The organism is Amycolatopsis sp. NPDC050768 (assembly GCF_040654155.1).
Lineage (GTDB): Bacteria > Actinomycetota > Actinomycetes > Mycobacteriales > Pseudonocardiaceae > Amycolatopsis.
The window spans coordinates 246,062-264,934 of record NZ_JBFAHL010000008.1; the positions used below are offsets into that span (position 1 = coordinate 246,062).

Below are 18,873 nucleotides of genomic sequence, written 5' to 3' on the forward strand. Positions count from 1 at the left end.
AAATCCTTGACTATACCCGCCGGTCCCGGCTAGGTTCCGTATTCACTATACGCAGGTGATCCGCGAAATCCGGGACGAGGAGCTGGTCATGGGCGCTGTCGGACGGAAACACGCGATGCTCAACGAGCTGGGCCCGGACGCGCCCGGCGAGCGCACGCCGTACGCCGCCTACGTCCGCAACGAGGAGCTGCACACCCTCCAGGACCTGGTCAGCGACAGTCCGGCCGAGCCCGCGTTCCTGGTGAACGCGCAGGTCATGGAGCTGTACTTCGGTCTCGTCGTCCACGAGCTGCGCACCGCCCAGGTCGAGCTGCGCGCCGACGACCTCACCCGCACGCTGGCCACCCTCCGCCGCGCCGCCGCTCACCTGCGCGCGTTGAGCGGGATGTGGGACTCGCTCGCCTGGCTGACGCCGGCCGACCTCCTGCCCGTGCTGCGCGGCCTCGCCGAACGCCACGGCAAGGACAGCGCCCTGCAGTCGTGGATGTACCGCCGGCTGGTCTTCCTGCTGGGCCTCAAGACGCGCGACGACCTCACACCGTTCGACGCCACGCCCACCCGTCAACACCAGCTGCGGGCCGCGCTCAGTGAGCCCAGCCTGTACGACGACGTGCTGGCTTACCTCGCCCGCCGCGGCCATCCCGTGCCGGATGAGCAGCGCGACTTCGCCGAGCCGTATGTCCCCGACGCGGCCGTCGTCGAGGTCTGGCGCGAGGTCTACGAGAAACCTCGCGGCGACCTGTTCGCGCTGGGTGAGGCCCTGGCGGACGTCGCCGAGCAGTTCACGAACTGGAAGTACCGGCACCTCATGTCCGTGCGCCGGACGTTCGGCGACCGCGCCGCGTACCACGGCGAACCCGGCGTGACGTGGTTGTCGCCGACGCTGGACGAGCTGCCGTTCCCGGAGTTCTGGACGGCCCGGGCGGCCGTCGGATGACCTCAGCCCATCAACCGGATCGGCTCACCGGCCTGGAACGCGGCGATGTCCTCCGCGGCGTCGCGGTAGAACGTCGTATACAGCTCCTTCGCGACGTATCCGATGTGCGGCGTGAGGATCGCGTTGTCGAGGCCGCGCAGCGGGTGGTCGGCGGGCAGCGGCTCGAGGTCGAACACGTCGAGCGCGGCGGCCGCGATCACCTTGCGGCGCAACGCGTCGAGCAGTGCAGCCTCGTCGACGATCGGGCCGCGCGAGGTGTTCACCAGCAGCGCGGACGGCTTCATCCGCGCCAGTTCGCCGGCGCCGATGAGGCCGCGCGTCTGCCGCGAGAGCACCACGTGGATCGACAGGACGTCAGCCCGTTCGAGCAGCTCTTCCCTGGTCACGGCCGTGGCGCCGTGAGCCGTGGCGCGCTCCGGCGTGAGGCTGCGGCTCCAGGCGAGGATCTTCATGCCGAACGCCTGGCCGATGCGTGCGACGGCCGACCCGACGTCGCCGAGCCCGAGTACGCCGAGCGTCTTGCCCTGCAGCGTCGTGCCGACGCCGACCTGCCAGCCGCCCTCGCGCGTCGAGCGGAACTCGGCGGGGAGGTTGCGCGCGGCGGCGAGGATCAACGCCCAGGTCAGCTCCACCGTCGAACGCCCGTCGTAGCCGGTGCCGGACACGGCCACGCCGTTGCGCTCTGCCGCCGCGAGATCGATGGCGGCGTTGCGCAGACCGGTGCTGACCAGCAGTTTCAGGTCCGGCAGGCGGTCGAGCACCTCGGCGGGGAACCGGGTCCGCTCGCGCATCGCGACCACGACGTCGAAGCCGGCCAGGCCGGCCACCACCTCGTCCGGTCCGGTGAACGGCCGGGTGAAGACCCGCACTTCTGCGCCGAGGGAGTCCCAGTCGGCGAAGGTCAGCGCGACCTGCTGGTAGTCGTCGAGGATCGCGATCTTCATCGGGCTCTCCTTCATCGGGTGCGGCGCGCAGAGGGCGTAGCGCTGAGCCTAGATCGACTGTACGGTGCAGTACATGCCCGACGGGATGAGTCCCCTCACACCGGGCGGAGCACTTCCTCCGCCCTCGTCCGCGACCGCCCTGCTGGCCGCCTTCCGTGCCGGTCACCTGTCCCCCGTGGAGGTGGTCGAAACACTCGCTCGCCGCGCGGCGGAGTGGGAACCGAGCCTGAACGCCTTGACCACGGCGAACTTCGAGGCCGCGGCACGCCATGCCGCAGGCGCCGAACTGCGGTGGTCCGACGGCACCGCGCGGCCGCTCGAAGGCGTCCCCGTGCTCGTCAAGGACCTGATCGACACCGAAGGCCTGCGCACCACATACGGATCAGCGATGTTCGCCGACCACGTGCCCACCGCCGACGCCGAGGTGGTGGCGGCCATTCGCCGCGCCGGGGCGATCGTGCTGGGCAAGACGGCCACGCACGAGTTCGCGTGGGGCCTCACCACCGACAACCCGCACTTTGGCCCGACCCGCAACCCGTGGGACCCCTCGCGCACGCCGGGTGGTTCGAGCGGCGGCTCGGCGGCGGCGCTCGCGGCCGGGTACGCGCCGCTCGCGCTCGGCACGGACACCGCGGGGTCGGTCCGGCTGCCGTCGGCGTTCTGCGGGCTGACAGGTCTTCGGCCGACGTTCGGCGCGGTCCCGGTCACCGGCGTCCGGCCGCTGGCACCTTCGGCCGACGTCGTGGGCCCGATGGCGCGGACGGTCGAGGACCTCCGTCTGTTGTGGACGGTCATCGGCCCGGCATCGCCACCGAACACCACGACGGTGCGCGTTGGACTGCTGCCGGCCGACCCCACCACCGAGGCCGCGCAGGTGTGCACCACCATCGCGGACCTGCTGGCGAACGCCGGATTGCCCGTCGTCGAGCTTGACGCCGGTGCGCTCCCCGCCGCGAACCCGTTGCTGGGCACGACGATCCTGGCCGAAGGCCGCCGCGGCCACCTGCGGGAGGGCCTCTGGCCGGACCGCGCCGACGAGTACGGCGCCGACGTCCGCGCGAGGCTCGAACTGGCCGACGCGGCCGACCCCGCCGACTACCTCGACGCCCAAGAGGGCCGTGCATACGTGCGCGCCACCTGGGCCGAGCTGTTCACCCGCGTCGACGTGGTCCTCTCGCCCGCCGTCCCCATCGCGCCGCCACCGATCGACGCCATCCCGCCCGACTTCCGCGCCATCATCCTCCCGGGAATCGCCGCGCAAAGCCTCGCCGGACTACCCGCCCTCGTCGTCCGCGGCGGGTTCGATCCCGCCGGACTACCCATCGGCATCCAGCTCACCGCCGCGCCGTGGCGCGAAGAACTGCTGCTGGACACCGGCGAGCTCGTGCAACGGCTGACCGGGCCTGTGCAGCACCGGTGGCCGGAAAACGTGAACACCACAGAAAAGGAGAGCCTGAATGTCGTACCTCAACGGTAGCCACCACATCACGATGTCGGTGGCCGGCGCGCAGGAGGACGTCGACTTCCACGTGAACGTCCTCGGCCTCCGCCTGATCAAGCGGACCGTGCTGTTCGACGGCAAGATCCCGATCTACCACCTCTACTACAGCAACGCCGACGGCGACCCGAGCGCCGTGCTCACCACGTTCCCCTTCGGGCAGGCCGGGATCAACGGCCGTCGCGGCACCAACCAGGCGCGCGAGGTGCTGCTCGCTGTCCCGTCGGGTTCGCTGAACTTCTGGGCCGACCGGCTCAAGGACCGCGCGGCCGACGTGCACGACGCGACCGTGTTCGACCGCCGCCGCGTGCTGTTCCGCCACCCGTGCGGCATCGAGTACCAACTCGTGGAGGTCGACGACGACCCGCGGCGCGGCTTCACCGGAGGGGGAGTGCCGCAGGAGTACGCCATCCACGGCATTTACGGCGTCGGTGTGCACGTGACCGGCCCGGACACCGCCGTCGAGTTCGCCGCCAACCACCTCGGCGCGCGGGAAGGCCTGGCCGAGGGCGACCGGTTCGCGCTGGAGGCGGGCCGATCCGGGCTCGGCGGCGCGGTCGAGCTCGTGGTCAACCGCACCGACGGTCCCGGCACGTGGATCTACGGCGCCGGCACCATCCACCACTTCGCGTGGAACGCCGACAACCTCAAGAACCAGGACGAGCTGAAGTTCGAGATCGAGGGCGCCGGCTACACGGACCTGTCGGAACTGCGGGACCGCAAGTACTTCAAGTCGATTTACGTCCGGTCGCCGGGTGGCGCGCTGTTCGAGCTCGCCGTGACGCACAACGAGGGCGGCTGGGACTGCGACGAGTCACCGCAGGAGCTCGGTAAGCGCTTCCAGCTGCCGGAGCAGTTCGAGTCCCGCCGCGACGAGATCCTCGGTCGGCTGGAACCGATCGACAGCTGAGCGCGTGGGGCCGGGCCCGAGCCCGGCCCCGTGGCGCTCACTCGTGGTGGCGGGTCGCGGCCTCGTCGACCTCACGCCAGATGGCGGGCGCGGTCGGCCTGCGGATCTCCTCCAGCACGTGGCCGACGAGGCCGACGGCCCGCGCCATCACGCCGATGCCGCGCGCGGCCCGCCAGTCGATGCCCAGCCGCGACGCGATGGCGCCGATCGCGCCGGTGACGTTGACCGGGAGCTCCTTGCCCAGCGCGATTCCCGCCTGGCGCGCGACCTCCCGGATCAACGCGACCTCCGGCCCGGTGAGGCCGGCCTCGTCGAGCAGCGTGAACAGCCGTTCCGCCCGCGGGTCGAGCGGCTTGTGGATGGGGTGGCCGATGCCGGGGATGAGCGTCTTCGCGGCGACGAACCGTTCGACGATCACGCCCGCCTCCGCGGCGAGGTCGCCTTCGAGGTCCGCTTCCTGAACGTACCGCGCTGCCCCTTCGATGGACCCGACGAACGTCGTCCCGAGTCCGAGCAGCCCGGCCGCGACGGCGCTCTGCAAGGAATCCGGCGCGCCGTAGTGCGTCAGCCGCGAAGCGATCGCGCTCGGGGTCATGCCGTGTTCGACCAGGCTGACGGTGAGCGCGTTGAACACGGTGGACTCACCCGGCGTCGGCAGGCGGCCCGTCAGCTCCAGGAACCCCATGTCGCCCAGGTCGACCTTGCCCACGAGATCGTCGACCAGGTCGTGGCCGAACACCGTGATGCTCTTCGACGTGCTCCAGCTGATGTCGGAGCGGAACTCCGGTGAATCACCCAACATGCGTGTTCCTTCCTTCGACGCTCAGGCTTGCTTCTCGAGCTCGCCGCGGACGACCTTCCCGGACGCGTTGCGCGGCAACGTCTCCGGCGCCACGAACCGGATCTCGCGTGGCCGTTTGTACTTCGCCAGCCGCTCGCCGCACAACTCGATCAGGTCTTCGGCGGACACGGCCGCCTCGGCGGCGCGCGCCACGAACGCGACCGGCACCTCACCCCACGTCGGGTCGGCGCGGCGGACGACAACGGCTTCGAGCACTTCGGGGTGGCGCAGCAGGGCGCGCTCGATCTCGGCGGGGTAGATGTTCTCGCCGCCGCTCTTGATCAGGTACTTCGCGCGGTCGACGAAATCGAGCGTGCCGTCGGGGTTGCGCACGAAGACGTCGCCGAGGTGGAACCAGCCGCCGCGGAAGTCGTGCGCGGTGGTGGCCGGGTCGTTCCAGTAGCCGCTGAACACGGTGGGCCCGCGCATGCAGATCTCACCGGGTTCGCCGTCGGCGACGTCTTGGTCGTCCGGGTCGACGAGCCGGATTTCGCAGTAGCCGCTCTGCACTTTGGACAGTGACCGCGGCTCGACACCGACGGCAAGGGCATCGCCCGAACACGGCGGGCACCCGGTTTCGGTGGTGCCGAAGGTGTTCGCGAACGGCGCGTCGAGCCGCGCGGTGATCTCGGCGATCTCGTCCGGCCCGATGAGGTCCGGCATCACCCCGCACAGGCGCACCCCGGCGGGCGTGATCTGCTTGTCCCGCAAGACGTCCGCGAAGCGCCGGACAGTGCCGGGCATGAGCAGTAGCCACCCGAGCCGTTCGGTGGCCACGACGTGGGCGAGCTCGGCCGCGTCGAAACCGTCGACGACCACGACCTTGCCGCCGCTGATGAGCGTGCTCACCGAGTTGTCGAACGCGCCCATGTGGCTCAGCGGCGACCAGGCGACGAACGCGTCGTCACCCGCGAGCCGGTACTCCGCACGCGTCGCGGAGCTGCGCGCGATCTCGGCGCGGTGGCTGATGGCCGCGCCCTTCGGCACGCCGGTGGTGCCGCTGGTGTAGATGATGATCAGGACGTCTTCCGGCCGCGCGGCAGACGGTCCGGCCCACGGGGTCGTCGCCGCGAGCTCCGCTTCGAAGGCCTCGCCGAGCAGCAGCCGCGGCCGGGAACCCAGTGGTGCGGCGAACTTCTCGTCGGCTCGCGGCGACGTCACCAGCACCGTGGGTTCGACGAGGTCGAGGCAGGCCACGAGTTCGTCCGCGCCCGCCCGCAGGCCGGGGCACGCGACGATCGCGCCCAGCAGCGCCACGGCGAGCGTGATCTCCAGGTACTCGGTGCGGTTCTCCGAAACCAGTGCCACCCGGTCGCCGCGCCGCACGCCCCGGCTCGCCAGCAGCGCGGCGATCCGGCGGCTGCGCTCGGCCAGCTCCCCGTAGGTCACCTGCCGCTCGCCGGACCGCAGCGCGACGCGGCCGGGGTGCGTCCGGGCGCGGTCTTCGAAGAGCGTGCCCACCGTGCTGCCGGCGGCGTCGAGCACAAGGTTTCCCGTTGTCATACGCGGTTTCCGTTCAGATCAGGGCCGAACCGGCGCGGCCGGACTCGGTGACGACGTCTTCGGCCGCGTGGTGCGGGCGCACCAGCAGCACTCCGCCGATGCCGATCAAGCTCGTCAGCGTCATCCAGCCGGCGATCGCCCAGGGGCTGCCGTGGAGCCAGCCCAGCAACGCCGTGGCGATCAGCGGCGCGAGGCCACCGCCCACCACGGTGCCGCCTTCGCGGCCGACGGAGATGGCGCTGTAGCGGCTGCGCGTGCTGAACAGCCCGGCGAAGTAGCCGGCCTGGATGGCGTCGGTCGCCGCTCCGGCACCGGCGATCCCGACCGTGACGGCGATGATCACCGGCGCGACGCCCTTGCTGTCCACGAGCAGGAAGAACGGGAACGCGAACACAGCCTGGAAGAGCAGGCTGACGATCATCACGCGGCCGAAGCCGAAGCGATCGCCGAGGTGGCCGTAGACCGGGCAGAGCACGCACGCGACGGCGGCGCCAATGACCGTCGCCCACAGGATCTGTGATTTGCCGAGGCCGAGTTGCTTGGTCGCGTAGGTGAGGATGAAGACGGAGACGATGTTGAACGTGGCGTTCTGGCCGACCCGCATGAGGAAGATCGCGAGCATGTTGCGTGGCTGCTTGAACGCTTTGACCAGCGGCGCGCGCTCCTGCTCGCCGGCCTGCTTGATGCGGGCGAACTCACGCGTCTCCGGCAGGCCCTTGCGCACCCACAGGCCCACGCCGACGAGGATGACGCTGAGCAGGAACGGGATGCGCCAGGCCCACGACAGCAGCTGTTCGTTGTTCACCAGCGCGCCGATCACGACGTAGACGACCGACGCGAAGATCAGCCCCACGAACACCGCGCTGGACAGGAACCCGCCCCAGAACCCGGGCCGGCTGCTGCCGTTCTCCTTGGTCAGCAGCGCGGCGCCGCCCCACTCGCCGCCGGTGCCGATGCCCTGCACGATCCGCAGCACCACCAGCAGGATCGGGGCCAGCGCGCCGATCTGCCCGTACGTGGGCAGCAGGCCGACGGCCAGCGTTGCCAGGCCCATGGCCAGCAGCGTGATGACCAGCGCGTTCTTGCGCCCGATGCGGTCGCCGACGTGCCCGAAGATCGCCCCGCCGAGTGGCCGGGCGACGAACCCGGTGGCGAAGGTGGCGAACGACAGCAGCGAACCGTTGAGCGAGCTGGCGGACGGGAAGAACAGGCTCGGGAAGATCAACGCGGAAGCCGTGCCGTAGAGGAAGAAGTCGTACCACTCGACCACGGTGCCGAAGGTCGCGGCGATGGTCGCCCGTCTGGTCAGGTGTGCCGATTGTTCATTGGTTCGCACGCCGAGCCTCCTCGTTGAGCCGGAGCAGTGCTAAAGTTTCGCCTAGCGAATATTTTTCCGCTAGGCGGCAAACGGAGATTAGGAAGGGCAGCGCGACGATGTCAAGCGCGGACAAGGAACAGTTCGTCACCTCGCTGGCCAGGGGATTGACCGTATTGCGGGCGTTCGGGCCCGATCAGCCCGAAATGTCCCTGAGCCAGGTCGCCGCCGCCACGGGCCTCAGCCCGGCCGCCGCGCGCCGCTTCCTGCTCACCCTCGTGGAGCTCGGCTACCTCGCGCAGGTCGACAAGCGGTTCGTCCTCACTCCGCGCGTGCTGGAACTCTCTGCGGGCTACACGCGCGCGATGAACCTGAGCAGCCTGGCGCAGCCGCTGCTTCAACGCGTCCGCGACGAAACCGGCGACAGCGTTTCTTTGACGGCTCTGGCGGGCACGGACATCCTCCACGTCTGCCACGTGCAGACAGACCGGTTGATGCGCTTCGCGATTACGCCCGGGGCTCGGGTGCCGGCTTACGTCAGCGCTTCCGGTCGCGCGATCCTGGCGCACGAGCGTCCGGCTGTGGTCGATGCCTTTTTCGCCGCCGCCACGCTCGCCCCCCGGACGGCCTCCACGATCACCTCTGCCGAGTCGCTGCGTGGTTCGCTGGCGCAAGCCCGCCAGGACGGCTACGCGGTGGTCGTCGACGAGCTCGACGTCGGCATCACCGCTCTGGGCTGCCCGGTGTTCGGCGGCACGGTGGTCGCGGGCGTCAGTTGCTCGACGGTGTCGGGCTACCTGCCAGTGGACGAGTTCGTGGCCACGCGGCTGCCTTTGCTGAAAGAGCTCGCTTCGCGGCTGGGGGAAGCATTCGAGCGTTTTCCGGCGTTGCTGCACTCATTCGAAATGCAGTGAGCCTGGCGCGAAAAGGTTGTGTCCGAACCGCTGTTTTCCCCTGCCTGGCTCAGAACTTTCGTCGGTCGTTGTTGACGACCGGTCCAGACCTAGTACTTTCGGCTACGCGAACCCGCCGAATGGTGTAGGCCATCTCGGGGGTCTTCGAGTGACGCCCGTTTCGGGGCCTGAGTCCGTCCTAAGGTGATCTTGCTTGTCGATCTTGATCCCGGGTCTTTTCTCAGGAGGGGAACACCTGTGCCAAAACTTCCACGCACGCTCAGCAGAACTCTGGCCGCGGCGGGCACGCTGTGCGCGCTCACGGTGGCCACGGCCGTGCCGGCGTTCGCGGCCGAGCCGGCGCCGTCGACGGTCGAGCAGGACGTGACGCAGCTGTACCAGAACGTCGTGGACCTGTACAACGGCATTCCCGCGAGCGCGCGGGCCGGCGTCGACGCGTTGATCGACTCGCCGATCGACCACATCGGCCAGAAGCAGGGCAACGCGAAGCAGAAGCCGGCCGCGGACTGCACCGAGGGCGCGCTGCTCACGTATGCGAACCAGCTCGCCTCGCAGCTCACGCCGGTCGAGGGGCAGGCCTTCGACGCGCTTTCCGCGCTCGGCCAGCTCTACGCGCAGGGCGTCGCCACCGACAAGCAGCCGCAGGTGTTCGGCACCGACGGGCAGTACACGTCGCGCGCCACCTCGGCCATCTCGAAGCTGCGCGGGTTCTGGGACATCGAGAGCTGGAACGTGCAGCTCGTCGCCTGGAAGGGCACCGACCTCGGCAGCCCGGCGAAGATGGCGCAGACCTTCGGCCTCGGCCTCGCGCCGGCCCGCGTGAAGGACGCGGCCGCGCTCGCCAACAAGGTGCTCTTCGAGCTCCCGGTGCTGCAGGGCGGCCGCAACCCGCTGCTCACGCTCAACGCGTTCTCCGCGCCCGCCGACAGCTTCGGCGGCAAGCGCGTGATGCTCGGTGACGGCATCCTCGACACCACCAACCTGCTCGGCTTCGACGACGTCGCGGTGGAAGCCGTGCTGGGCCACGAATACGGCCACCAGGTCGACTTCGCCCACGACAACTTCCCGCGCAACGAGTCCGGCGAGATGGGTCCCGACGCGTACGGCGGCTACTTCGTCGCGCACGCCAAGGGCGAGGCGTGGGACGCCCGCACCCAGCAGGAAGTGACCTACCTCAACGCTTCCATCGGCGACTGCCAGCACAGCCACGGCACCCCCGATCAGCGCAAGGCCGCCGGCGCGTGGGGCGAGAAGCAGGCCACCGGCCAGGGCAACCCGAACAAGATCGTCCCCTCCGCGACGATGATCACCAAGTTCCAGAAGGAATACCCGAAGCTCGTCCCGCCGGCCACCGACCAGTCCCAGCTGGCCGCGGCGCACAGCTGATTTCCTGACCCAGCGGGCCGCCTCCGTCAGCGGGGGCGGCCCGCCACGGCATAACGCAGGTGCGTGACGTCCCGATCGGTCAACTGCCGGACCTGCCGCAGCTCGACGCGCGTGTCGTCGAACAGCCGTCGCCCACCGCCCAGCAACACCGGCACGAGGTGGATCTCCAGCTCGTCCAGCAAACCCGCGCGCAGCAACGCCTGCGCCGCACCCGCGCCGTGCACCAGCACCGCGCGCCCACCCGCGGCGGCTCGCGCCTCGGCAACGCACTCGCCGACGTCGGTGAAGAACCGCGCGCTGCCGGGCGGCCGGTCGTCCGGATCGACGTGGTGCGTCAGGACGTTGATCGCCACGCCGTCGTGGTGGTCGCCCTGCCACCGCCCGGCCAGCTCGAACGTCCGCCGCCCCGAGATCACCGCGCCGGTCGCCATGGCCTCGCGGAAGATCCGGCCACTGGGGCCGTCTCCGTGGCGGTCGTCGAGCCAGTTGAACAGCCTCCCGCCGCCCTTCCCGAGCTCCTGCCCGGCCCGATCGTCGGGCCCGGTGATGAACCCGTCGAGTGACATCGACATGTAGAGCCTGATGGGACCGTTCGTGTCGTGCGCCATGTGTTTCCTCCTCGCATCGGTCACGGGTACGTCGAACGGCGTTCCCCGAAATCGACACGCGTCCTGATTCAGCTCCCACACAGCTGAATACCAGCAAAATTCTGCGTTGGACTCGCTGACCCGGCCAGGCGAATACTCGACGGCATGGACACCGAGACCACGGACCTCGTCCGCCTTTTGCGGCGCTTCGGCGTGCGCGCGCTGGCGTTGGCGGCGGTCGCGGCGCTCGTGGGCTACACGACGGTGGCCATGGCGCTCGCGCTCGTGGGGTGTGGGCTGCTGTTCGCGAGGCCCAAGGTCAGGAGAGCAGGTGCGCCAGAAGGGCCCGCGCGGCCGGGTTCGCCGGAGCCGGACCCCGGCCCGCCAGGTGGATCGCGCGGCTGAACGTGGGTTGCTCGATCCGCGCGAACGGCAGGCCGGACCGCTCGGCCACCGGCTCCGGCACGATGCTGACGCCCAGCCCGGCGGCGATGAGCTCCACCAGCAGCGGCATGTGCGTGGCCTCGCAGACGCGGTTCTGCCGCAGCCCCGCGTCGGCGAAGCGGCGCGCGACCATGGCCTGGATCCCGCTGCCGCTGAAGTCCAGGAATGGTTCGTCGTCGAGCTCCGCGAGGCGGACGCGGCGGCGCCGGCCCAGGCGGTGGCCCGGGTGGCACAGCAGCACCAGGTGCTGGCTCCACTGCGCGAAACTGCTCAGCTCGTCGGTCAACGGTTCCTCGCCCGCGAGGAACGACAGGTCCAGCTCACCGCTGGCGACCGCCGCCGCCAGATCGGGCACCAAACCCTCGCGCACGTGGATGCGCACGCCCGGGTACCGCGTGCGGAACACGCCGAGCTTGGCCGGCAGGTCCACGACCGTCAGCGTCTGGATGGTCCCGATCGACACGCGCCCGCTCGCGAGCCCCGCGACGGCCGCCACCTCGCCGCGCGCGGCCACCACGTCGGCGACGATCCGGTGCGCCGCCGGCACGAGCGCGCGCCCGGCCTCGGTCAGCGCGACCCGCCGCGTGGTCCGCTCGAACAGCGGCGTGCCCAGCTCGCCCTCGAGCTTGCGGATCGACGCGCTCAGCGCCGACTGCACCACGTGCACCTCCTGCGCGGCAGCGGTGAAACTCCCGCACCGCACCACCGCGAGGAAGTGCTCGACCTGCCTCAGCTCCATTCAGCGATCCTAGTGCTCAATCACCGAGCAACGATCACCAAGTAGCCGTCCGGCAGAGGAATAAGTCTCGGGGCTCTCGCCGCCCCGTCAACGGTCTTCGACGGCGCTCCCGCCCAGGAAGGCGGCGGCGCGAGCCCGCCCAACGCGCCGGCGCAGCAAGCGGCTTGGCTGCACAAGCTGAGGCCGGGGGAGAAGCCCCCGCAGTTCGTCCTCTTTTCCGCCTCTCCCGGGACGCTCGCCCGTCCGGCACCGACCGGGCGGGCGAGTGTTCACGCGGGTTCGCGAGCCGCGGTGCCGAAGGGATTGTCGATCACGAACCGCCAGCGGCCGTCGGTGCCGCGGCGCACGATGTCGGTGGACACCCCGGAAACGTCGGAGCCTTCGAGGCGCCAGTCGAGCGCGAACATCGCGACCTCGCCGGCCACGAACGCGTGGCGCACTTCGCAGTTCATGGGCAGCTTCCGCTCGAGGAACACGGCGAGCTGTTCGCGGATCGCCGGCCAACCGCTCACCGTGGTTCCCGGGTTGGTCACGAATACGGCTTCGGGCGCGTAGAGGTCTTCCATCGCGTCGACGTCGCCGGAGTTGAAGCGGGCGAGCAACGCGTCGGGGATGCCGTCGGCTGACGTGGGCAGGGGAAACGAGGGGGCCACGGGGAGAGCTCCGTTCGGGGCGACGAGCCGATTTTCATGACACGCGGGTGTTCGACGGAATCAGACGGTAGCCCTCGGCGCACTCTCCGGTCAACATCACTGCACACAGTTGTGTTCTCAAACTCGCAGCCATTGTGGACAGTTCACCCGGTCGGCTCTTCTTGTATCGCTTGTTGTTGACGACCGTCGCAAGTGAGGCATATGGTGTGCGTCACTGAAAGCCCGAGGTGGCACGGACTTCCGTGCTGTAGTCAGCGGCAACCACCACACACCGACAGGGACGACGCATGACCTCTTCGACGACGATCCCGCAGACCCTCACCGTGATGGAGGCGTGCTTCACGCTCAATCCCGGTGTCGACGAGCAATTCTGGGCAGCGCAGGACAAGTTCGGTCCCGTGGCGGCGGCGTCGCCGGGGTTCCGCGCGGTGATCGGCGGGCCCATCGCCAACTCGCCGTGGCTGTACTTCTGCGGCAAGTGGTCGACGCCGGCGGCGATGGACGACTGGTACCACGACCGCGCGCACACGGCCGTGCAGAACAAGGCGCACCGGACGTGGTTCAAGTCGGTGTACCTGCGCAAGTGGCGCCTTCCCTCGGAAGGCGAGGAGATCCAGGGCCGAGTGTTCTCCGAGATCGCCCTCGCGCGCCAGACCCCGCTGTCGGAAACCGAAGCCGCGCAGGTGCTGTCGGAGCTGACCGAAAGCCTGCCCGGGTTCGGCGTGCGGCCGTTCGAAACCGTGGTCGGCGAGTTCGAGGCGCAGCCGTTCCAGCTCGTCGGGCCGCTGCAGGAGTTCCCCGAGCTCGCGCCCGTGCGCTACCTCCTGCTCACGCACTGGGACTCACCCGCGGACCTCGATGCCTGGCTCGCGTCCCCCGGAGTCGCCGCGCTCAAGGAACTCGGCGAGTTCGAAGCGCAGCGCTACCTGCCGATCTTCCATGCCCCGGGCGAACGCGAGGGCCTCACCTCGGACGGCTTCCAGCGCGGCTGGGGCAGCGAGGCCTGACCGTGCGGACGCGGCCGGCGGCTCGAAGAGAACGCCGGCCGCGTCGAACCCGGAATCAGGCGCCGAACCACCGCGAAAGCCGGGTCGCCAGCTCCTGCTGGTCGTCACCGAGCCACACCACGTGCCCGTCCGGCCGCAGCAGCACGGCGGGCGCGTCCAGCTCCTCGCTGACGTCCACGACGTGGTCCACGCGATCCGCCCAGCCCGCCACGGAAAGCGCGCCGGTCTGGTCGAGCAGCAGCCCGCGCCCGGCGTGCATCTGGGCGTAGAGCGGGCCGCGCTTCAGGTTCACGTTGCGCAGCCGCCGGCCGAGCAGGCCGGGGCCGTCGCCGAAGTCGTAGCGGATGCCGATCGCGGTGACCTTCTCGATCAGGAACCGCCGCACTTCTTCGAAGTCCATCAGCTCCGACACGAGCCGGCGCACGGCCTGCGGACCTGGCTCCAGCGACATCAGCTCGGCCTGCGCGCGCGTGTTGTCGAGCACGGACGCGGCCACCGGGTGCCGCTCGGTTTCGTAGGTGTCCAGGAGGTCGTCCGGCGCCCAGCCGTGTACCGCGGCCGCGAGCTTCCAGCCGAGGTTGAACGCGTCCTGGATGCCGAGGTTGAGGCCCTGCCCGCCCATCGGCGGATGGATGTGCGCCGCGTCGCCGGCCAGCAGCACGCGGCCGGACCGGTAGCTCTCGGCCAGGCGGGTGGCGTCGCCGAAGCGCGACAGCCAGCGCGGCGAGTGCATGCCGAAATCGGTTCCGGCGGTCGCGCGCGTGGCGTCCCGAAGCTCCTCCAGCGTCGGCGGGCGCGTGCGGTCCTCGGCCACCTCCAGTGCGGGCGTGACGAGCCGGTAGCCCCCGGTCTCCAGCGGGCCGGCCCCGAATCCGAGCTGGGTCTTGCGGACCTCCGTCATCACGGCGAGCACCTCGTCGGCGGGCGCCACCAGCTCCACCTCGCCGAGCAGCCACTCCCGCCGCGACGGGTGGCCCGAGAAGTCGATCCCGAGCAGCTTGCGCACGGTGCTGCGGCCGCCGTCGCAGCCGACGAGGTAGCGCGAACGCAGCTGCGAGCCATCGGCCAGCTCTGCCGTCACGCCTTCGTCGTCCTGGCTCAGCCCGACGACCTCGCACCCATACCTCAGGTCGGTGCCGACCTCGAGCGCGTGCTCCCTCAGCAGCCGCTCGACGACGGTCTGCGCCAGGCCGAGCGTGTGCGGGAAGGCGGTGTCCAGGTTCGGCGGGATCGGCTTGGCGATGCCCGCGAATCCCCCGATCGGGTAGGTCGTACCGAGCTCCAGGAACCGCTCCAGCAGCCCGCGCTGGTCCAGCACCTCCAGGCTGCGCGTGTGCAGGCCCAGCCCGCGCACGATCTTGCTCGGCCCGGCGTCGCGCTCCAGCACGACCACGTCCAGGCCCTGCAGCCGCAGCTCGGATGCCAGCATCACGCCGGTCGGCCCGCCACCGGCGATGAGCACATCGATCACGAAAACTTCCCCCGCTTCACTTTCGACTCCGGGCCGGACACCCGGGTTCCGGCCACGGTGGACGATTGTGCGCCGTCACCAGGGTCTTGCCGCAAGCCCCGGGGTGCGGTATACGTTGGAAGTGGCAGGAGAAGTATTCCTGCCTTTCTTTGTGTCTGCTTGTTTCAGGTCCGCAGTGGACGGACGCTAGAGCCAGTCGTGCTCACGCGCGTAGCGGGCGGCTTCGTGCCGCGTCCGGGTCTGCGTCTTCTGCACCGCGTTCGACAGGTAGTTGCGCACGGAAACGTCCTTCTCTCAAGGGTTCACGAGCTGCCGAGGGCGCGGAAGACATCGTCGAGCCGCGTCGGGCCGGCTTGGAGGTCGAGCAGCTGCACCGCGTGGTCCTGGGCCCAACCGCCTCGCCACGCAGCTCGATCGGCAACCGCTCGGGACGCTGGACGGTTCTGTGTTCCGGCAGAGCAGCTTCTCCTTGGTGTACAGCAACTCCAGCTTCCCCACGCTGGCGCAGCTGTGGCAGGGCCTGCAGAACGGCGAGGCCGGCCCGCTGCCCGCGCCCGAGGGCGGGGAAACCGACTTGCAGAGCCAGAAGAGCACCATGATCTCCGTGGTCTGCGGCGACAACGCGTGGCCGCGCTCGATCGACACCTACCAGCGCGACGTCGCGACGGACCGCGTTCGGCACCCGCTGTTCGGGGCCGCCGTGGCGAACGTCTGGCCGTGCGCCTCCTGGCCCAGCGCGCCGCTCGAGAAGCCGGTGCGCTTCAGCGACCAGGGTCCGTCGAACTGCTGCTGGTCAACAACACCCGCGACCCGGGCACGCCGCTGTCCGGCGCGCTGGAGACCCGCCGCCTCTTCGGCGACCGCGCGCGCATGGTCATCGTCGACCAAGGCGGCCACGGAGTCTGGCTGCCGACGCTCAACGGCTGCGGCTACAACGCCGTGACCCAGTTCCTGGTGGACGGCACGCGCCCGGCGGCGGACAAGTTTTGTGGCGCGGAGGTGGCTTCGGCGCGACAGGTAACTCCTTCGCAGGCCGATGCTGTTTCGAAGGTGCAGACGCGGTTGGCCGAGTAGCTTCGCCGGGGCCTTCTCGGGGGTCGGCCCTGGCCCGCCCCGCCGGTGCCGCCACGGGTTTTCCGTGGCGGCACCGGCTCTGAGCTGGGCAGAATGGGCAGTCCCGGACCGAAGGAGACCGCCATGAGCAAGGTCATCACCGCCCACGCCGTCTCGGTCGACGGTTACCTCAGCGGCCACACGCCTGAAGGCCAGGCCGAGTTCGGCCGCGGCCTCGGCGACGCTGCCATGCTCTTCGACTGGTACTCCGACGGCGACACGCAGAGCACCACGTTCGACGGCTTCAGGCTGAGCGAACCGAGCGCCCGCTTCTTCGACGGGCTGGCCTCCCGCCTGGGCGCCGCCGTCGCCGGCCGGACGACCTACGAACACTCCAGCCACTTCAGCGGCGGCAGCCCCCACCCGACGGCGCCGCTGGTCGTCGTCAGCCACCACGACGTGCCCGAGATCAGCGAGGCGCAGACGTTGGTGACCACCGGTATCGCGGACGCCATCGCCGCCGGGCGGGAGATCGCCGGCAGCAAGGACGTCGGCGTGATGGGCGGAGCACTCGCCAGCTCGGCCCTCGCCGCCGGGCTCGTCGACGAGGTCGTGCTTCACCAGGTGCCGATCCTGCTGGGCAGAGGCCGCCCGTTCTTCCACGAGCTGCCGGCGCACGTGAACCTGCGCCTGATCGAGGTCGTCCCGGCGCCCGGCGTGACCCACCTGCACTACGAGGTCGTCCGCTGATCCTCGCCACCGGCGGCGTTGCCCGCAGGCGCAAAAACTGTGTTAAGACTGGGGTCTACCAAAGGGGCCCTTGTGCACCAGTTATCTCTCGGCGTCATCGCGCGATCACGGAAAGAGAACGAACGGCGGTTGCCGATTCATCCTCGGCATTTCGGCCGGATCGACGCCGATCTCCGGAAGAACATCTTCGTCGAGCACGGGTACGGGGAGCGGTTCGGTGTGCCGGACGCGGAGCTGGCCGCGTTGGTCGGGGGGCTGAGGTCGAGGGAAGAGCTCATCGCGGAGACCGACGTCGTGCTGCTGGCGAAGCCGCTCTGGAGGGATGTCGCGGAGTTGCGGTCCGGGCAGGTGTTGTGGGGCTGGCCGCACTGTGTGCAGGACGAGCAACTGACGCAGCTGGCCGTCGACAGACGGCTGACGGTGCTCGCGTTCGAGGCGATGAACCACTGGGGCCGTGACGGGTCGTTCGGCCTGCACGTGTTCCACAAGAACAACGAGCTCGCCGGCTACAGCTCGGTGCTGCACGCCATGCACCTCGCCGGCTCGACCGGCGACTACGGCCGGCGCCTGCGCGCGGTCGTGATCGGGTTCGGTGCGACGGCACGCGGGTCGGTGACCGCGCTCAACGCGCTGGGCGTGCACGACGTCCACGTGCTCACCCACCGCGGCGTCACGGCCGTCGGCTCGCCCATCCACTCGGCGACGATGGTGCACCTGGACCACGACGTCACCGACACCGGCGACCTCCGCCGCAGCCACGCGCTCACCCCGGAGGGCGCGGTGCCGCTGGCGGATTTCCTGGCCGGACACGACATCGTGGTCAACTGCGTGCTGCAGGACACCGCCGCGCCGCTGACGTTCCTGATCGACGAGGACCTCGCCGCGTTCGCGCGGGGCAGCCTGATCATCGACGTGTCGTGCGACCTGGGCATGGGGTTCAGCTGGGCCCGCCCGACCACGTTCACGCAGCCGACGTTCGTGGTCGGCGACGACGTCACGTACTACGCGGTGGACCACAGCCCGTCCTACCTGTGGAACTCGGCCACCTGGGAGATCAGCGAGGCACTGCTGCCGTACCTGCGGGCGGTGCTGGGCGGCGCCAACGCGCGGACGGCGAACGAAACCCTGCGGAGGGCCGTCGAGATCGAGGACGGCGTGATCCAGAACCCCGCCATCCTCACCTTCCAGAACCGCGCCGACGCCTACCCGCACAGCCGGCCCCAGAGTCTCACCGCGGGGTAGTCCGGGGCCGACTGTCCAGAGTGGATCAAACGGTGACGACGACCGGCCAGTCGATGTCCACATCGGACAGGACGTTGAAGTAGTTGGTCAGCACGTTCAACGCGACCTGGCCGACGATCTCGGCGATCTCGCTGTCCGTGACCCCGTCGGCGCGGGCCTTGTCGAGGACCTCCGCGCCGACGTGTCCCCGAGTGCGCACGATCGCGTCGGCCAGCCCGAGCACGGCCGCGGTGTGCGGGTCCGCCGACGTCGCGTGGCGGGCCCGCTCGAGCTCGTCCGGCGAGACCTTCGCGACGTGCTCGCCGAGGTAGCTGTGGGCGGACAGGCAGTAGGAGCAGCCGTTGTACTGGGCGACGGTGAGCGCGAGCTGGTCGCGCACGCCGGCCGGGAGGGTGCCGCCGGCGAGGGCACCCGACAGGCCGAGGTAGGCCTGCAGCAAGGCGGGGCTGTTGGCCATGGCCCTGAAGCTGTTGGGCAGCCGGCCGAGCTTCTTTTCGGCCTGGGCCAGCAGATCGGCGGCGGGACCGGGCGCGGTGGTCTTGTCGAGAAGGGGCAGGTTGGGCATTGTCGACTCCCTCGTGAGTGCGGATGCCTCGGAGTCAACCGGCGCGAAACCCGGTCGCCCACCGCGTCGAGTCGATCTCCTGCGTTCGCGTGAGAAATGGGTGCACTCTCGCTG

The 18,873-nt window shown here is 70.1% G+C and carries 18 protein-coding genes and 1 pseudogene; 9 read left to right on the top strand and 10 right to left on the bottom strand.

Features of this window, described 5'->3' with window-relative positions:
• Positions 1-55 precede the first annotated feature (55 nt).
• The gene (locus AB0H62_RS24825) at positions 56-937 is read left to right on the top strand and encodes a tryptophan 2,3-dioxygenase family protein (RefSeq protein WP_360588437.1); all 882 of its coding nucleotides are present in this window, start codon (positions 56-58) and stop codon (positions 935-937) included.
• 2 nt (positions 938-939) lie between these two features.
• Here the strand turns inward: AB0H62_RS24825 and AB0H62_RS24830 are convergent, their stop codons facing one another.
• A complete protein-coding gene (locus tag AB0H62_RS24830) occupies positions 940-1,881 on the bottom strand; it encodes a D-2-hydroxyacid dehydrogenase family protein (protein ID WP_360588439.1) in 942 nt (313 codons plus the stop codon).
• A 73-nt stretch (positions 1,882-1,954) separates the two neighbouring features.
• Here AB0H62_RS24830 and AB0H62_RS24835 point away from each other — a divergent pair, with 73 nt between their 5' ends.
• Both AB0H62_RS24835 and AB0H62_RS24840 read left to right on the top strand, forming a co-directional pair.
• Entirely contained in the window at positions 1,955-3,358 is a 1,404-nt protein-coding gene (locus tag AB0H62_RS24835; RefSeq protein WP_360588441.1) for an amidase, read from the top strand.
• A complete protein-coding gene (locus AB0H62_RS24840; protein ID WP_220246749.1) occupies positions 3,339-4,289 on the top strand; it encodes a VOC family protein in 951 nt (316 codons plus the stop codon). The genes AB0H62_RS24835 and AB0H62_RS24840 overlap by 20 nt, the downstream gene beginning before the upstream one ends.
• 37 nt (positions 4,290-4,326) lie before the next feature.
• On the opposite strand, the gene AB0H62_RS24845 is transcribed toward AB0H62_RS24840, so the two are convergent.
• From AB0H62_RS24845 to AB0H62_RS24855, 3 genes are read right to left on the bottom strand one after another with little or no spacing between them, the layout of a single operon-like run.
• The gene (locus tag AB0H62_RS24845) at positions 4,327-5,091 is read right to left on the bottom strand and encodes a citryl-CoA lyase (protein WP_360588444.1); all 765 of its coding nucleotides are present in this window, start codon (positions 5,089-5,091) and stop codon (positions 4,327-4,329) included.
• Positions 5,092-5,112: 21 nt separating this feature from the next.
• Entirely contained in the window at positions 5,113-6,633 is a 1,521-nt protein-coding gene (locus AB0H62_RS24850) for an AMP-binding protein (protein ID WP_220246751.1), read from the bottom strand.
• A 13-nt stretch (positions 6,634-6,646) separates the two neighbouring features.
• Positions 6,647-7,969: an MFS transporter gene (locus AB0H62_RS24855; protein WP_220246752.1), complete on the bottom strand. Its 1,323-nt coding sequence runs from the start codon at positions 7,967-7,969 to the stop codon at positions 6,647-6,649.
• 98 nt (positions 7,970-8,067) lie between these two features.
• On the opposite strand from AB0H62_RS24855, the gene AB0H62_RS24860 reads away from it, so the two are divergent.
• Both AB0H62_RS24860 and AB0H62_RS24865 read left to right on the top strand, forming a co-directional pair.
• Entirely contained in the window at positions 8,068-8,862 is a 795-nt protein-coding gene (locus AB0H62_RS24860) for an IclR family transcriptional regulator C-terminal domain-containing protein (protein ID WP_220246753.1), read from the top strand.
• Positions 8,863-9,099: 237 nt separating this feature from the next.
• Positions 9,100-10,248 carry a M48 family metalloprotease gene (locus tag AB0H62_RS24865; RefSeq protein WP_220246754.1) on the top strand — a complete coding sequence of 383 codons (1,149 nt, stop codon included), beginning with the start codon at positions 9,100-9,102 and terminating at the stop codon, positions 10,246-10,248.
• Positions 10,249-10,274: 26 nt separating this feature from the next.
• On the opposite strand, the gene AB0H62_RS24870 is transcribed toward AB0H62_RS24865, so the two are convergent.
• The 3 genes from AB0H62_RS24870 to AB0H62_RS24880 form a co-directional block, all read right to left on the bottom strand.
• Positions 10,275-10,856: a dihydrofolate reductase family protein gene (locus AB0H62_RS24870; protein WP_220246755.1), complete on the bottom strand. Its 582-nt coding sequence runs from the start codon at positions 10,854-10,856 to the stop codon at positions 10,275-10,277.
• Between the two features lie 298 nt (positions 10,857-11,154).
• A complete protein-coding gene (locus AB0H62_RS24875; protein WP_220246756.1) occupies positions 11,155-12,018 on the bottom strand; it encodes a LysR family transcriptional regulator in 864 nt (287 codons plus the stop codon).
• Between the two features lie 269 nt (positions 12,019-12,287).
• Complete coding sequence (locus tag AB0H62_RS24880; RefSeq protein WP_220246757.1) at positions 12,288-12,671, bottom strand: nuclear transport factor 2 family protein; 384 nt, start codon at positions 12,669-12,671, stop codon at positions 12,288-12,290.
• 287 nt (positions 12,672-12,958) lie between these two features.
• Between AB0H62_RS24880 and AB0H62_RS24885 the strand changes: the two genes are divergently transcribed.
• Entirely contained in the window at positions 12,959-13,678 is a 720-nt protein-coding gene (locus AB0H62_RS24885) for a hypothetical protein (RefSeq protein WP_220246758.1), read from the top strand.
• Positions 13,679-13,733: 55 nt separating this feature from the next.
• On the opposite strand, the gene rox is transcribed toward AB0H62_RS24885, so the two are convergent.
• Together rox and AB0H62_RS24895 are read right to left on the bottom strand one after the other, a co-directional pair.
• Positions 13,734-15,149, bottom strand: coding sequence for a rifampin monooxygenase (gene rox / locus AB0H62_RS24890; RefSeq protein WP_220246759.1), 1,416 nt, complete (start codon positions 15,147-15,149; stop codon positions 13,734-13,736).
• A 186-nt stretch (positions 15,150-15,335) separates the two neighbouring features.
• Positions 15,336-15,447 (bottom strand): annotated as a pseudogene (locus AB0H62_RS24895) (DNA-binding response regulator); the annotation flags it as partial.
• 419 nt (positions 15,448-15,866) lie between these two features.
• Between AB0H62_RS24895 and AB0H62_RS24900 the strand changes: the two are divergent.
• The 3 genes from AB0H62_RS24900 (at position 15,867) to AB0H62_RS24910 (ending at position 18,194) form a co-directional block, all read left to right on the top strand.
• Positions 15,867-16,223: an alpha/beta hydrolase gene (locus AB0H62_RS24900; protein ID WP_255638711.1), complete on the top strand. Its 357-nt coding sequence runs from the start codon at positions 15,867-15,869 to the stop codon at positions 16,221-16,223.
• A 123-nt stretch (positions 16,224-16,346) separates the two neighbouring features.
• On the top strand, positions 16,347-16,952 hold the full coding sequence (locus AB0H62_RS24905) for a dihydrofolate reductase family protein (protein ID WP_220246760.1): 606 nt from the start codon (positions 16,347-16,349) through the stop codon (positions 16,950-16,952).
• A 72-nt stretch (positions 16,953-17,024) separates the two neighbouring features.
• A complete protein-coding gene (locus AB0H62_RS24910) occupies positions 17,025-18,194 on the top strand; it encodes a N(5)-(carboxyethyl)ornithine synthase (protein WP_220246761.1) in 1,170 nt (389 codons plus the stop codon).
• Between the two features lie 25 nt (positions 18,195-18,219).
• Here AB0H62_RS24910 and AB0H62_RS24915 read toward each other — a convergent pair whose 3' ends face one another.
• Positions 18,220-18,759 (bottom strand): carboxymuconolactone decarboxylase family protein, encoded by a 540-nt coding sequence (locus AB0H62_RS24915; RefSeq protein ID WP_360588451.1) that lies wholly within the window; start codon positions 18,757-18,759, stop codon positions 18,220-18,222.
• Positions 18,760-18,873 lie beyond the last annotated feature (114 nt).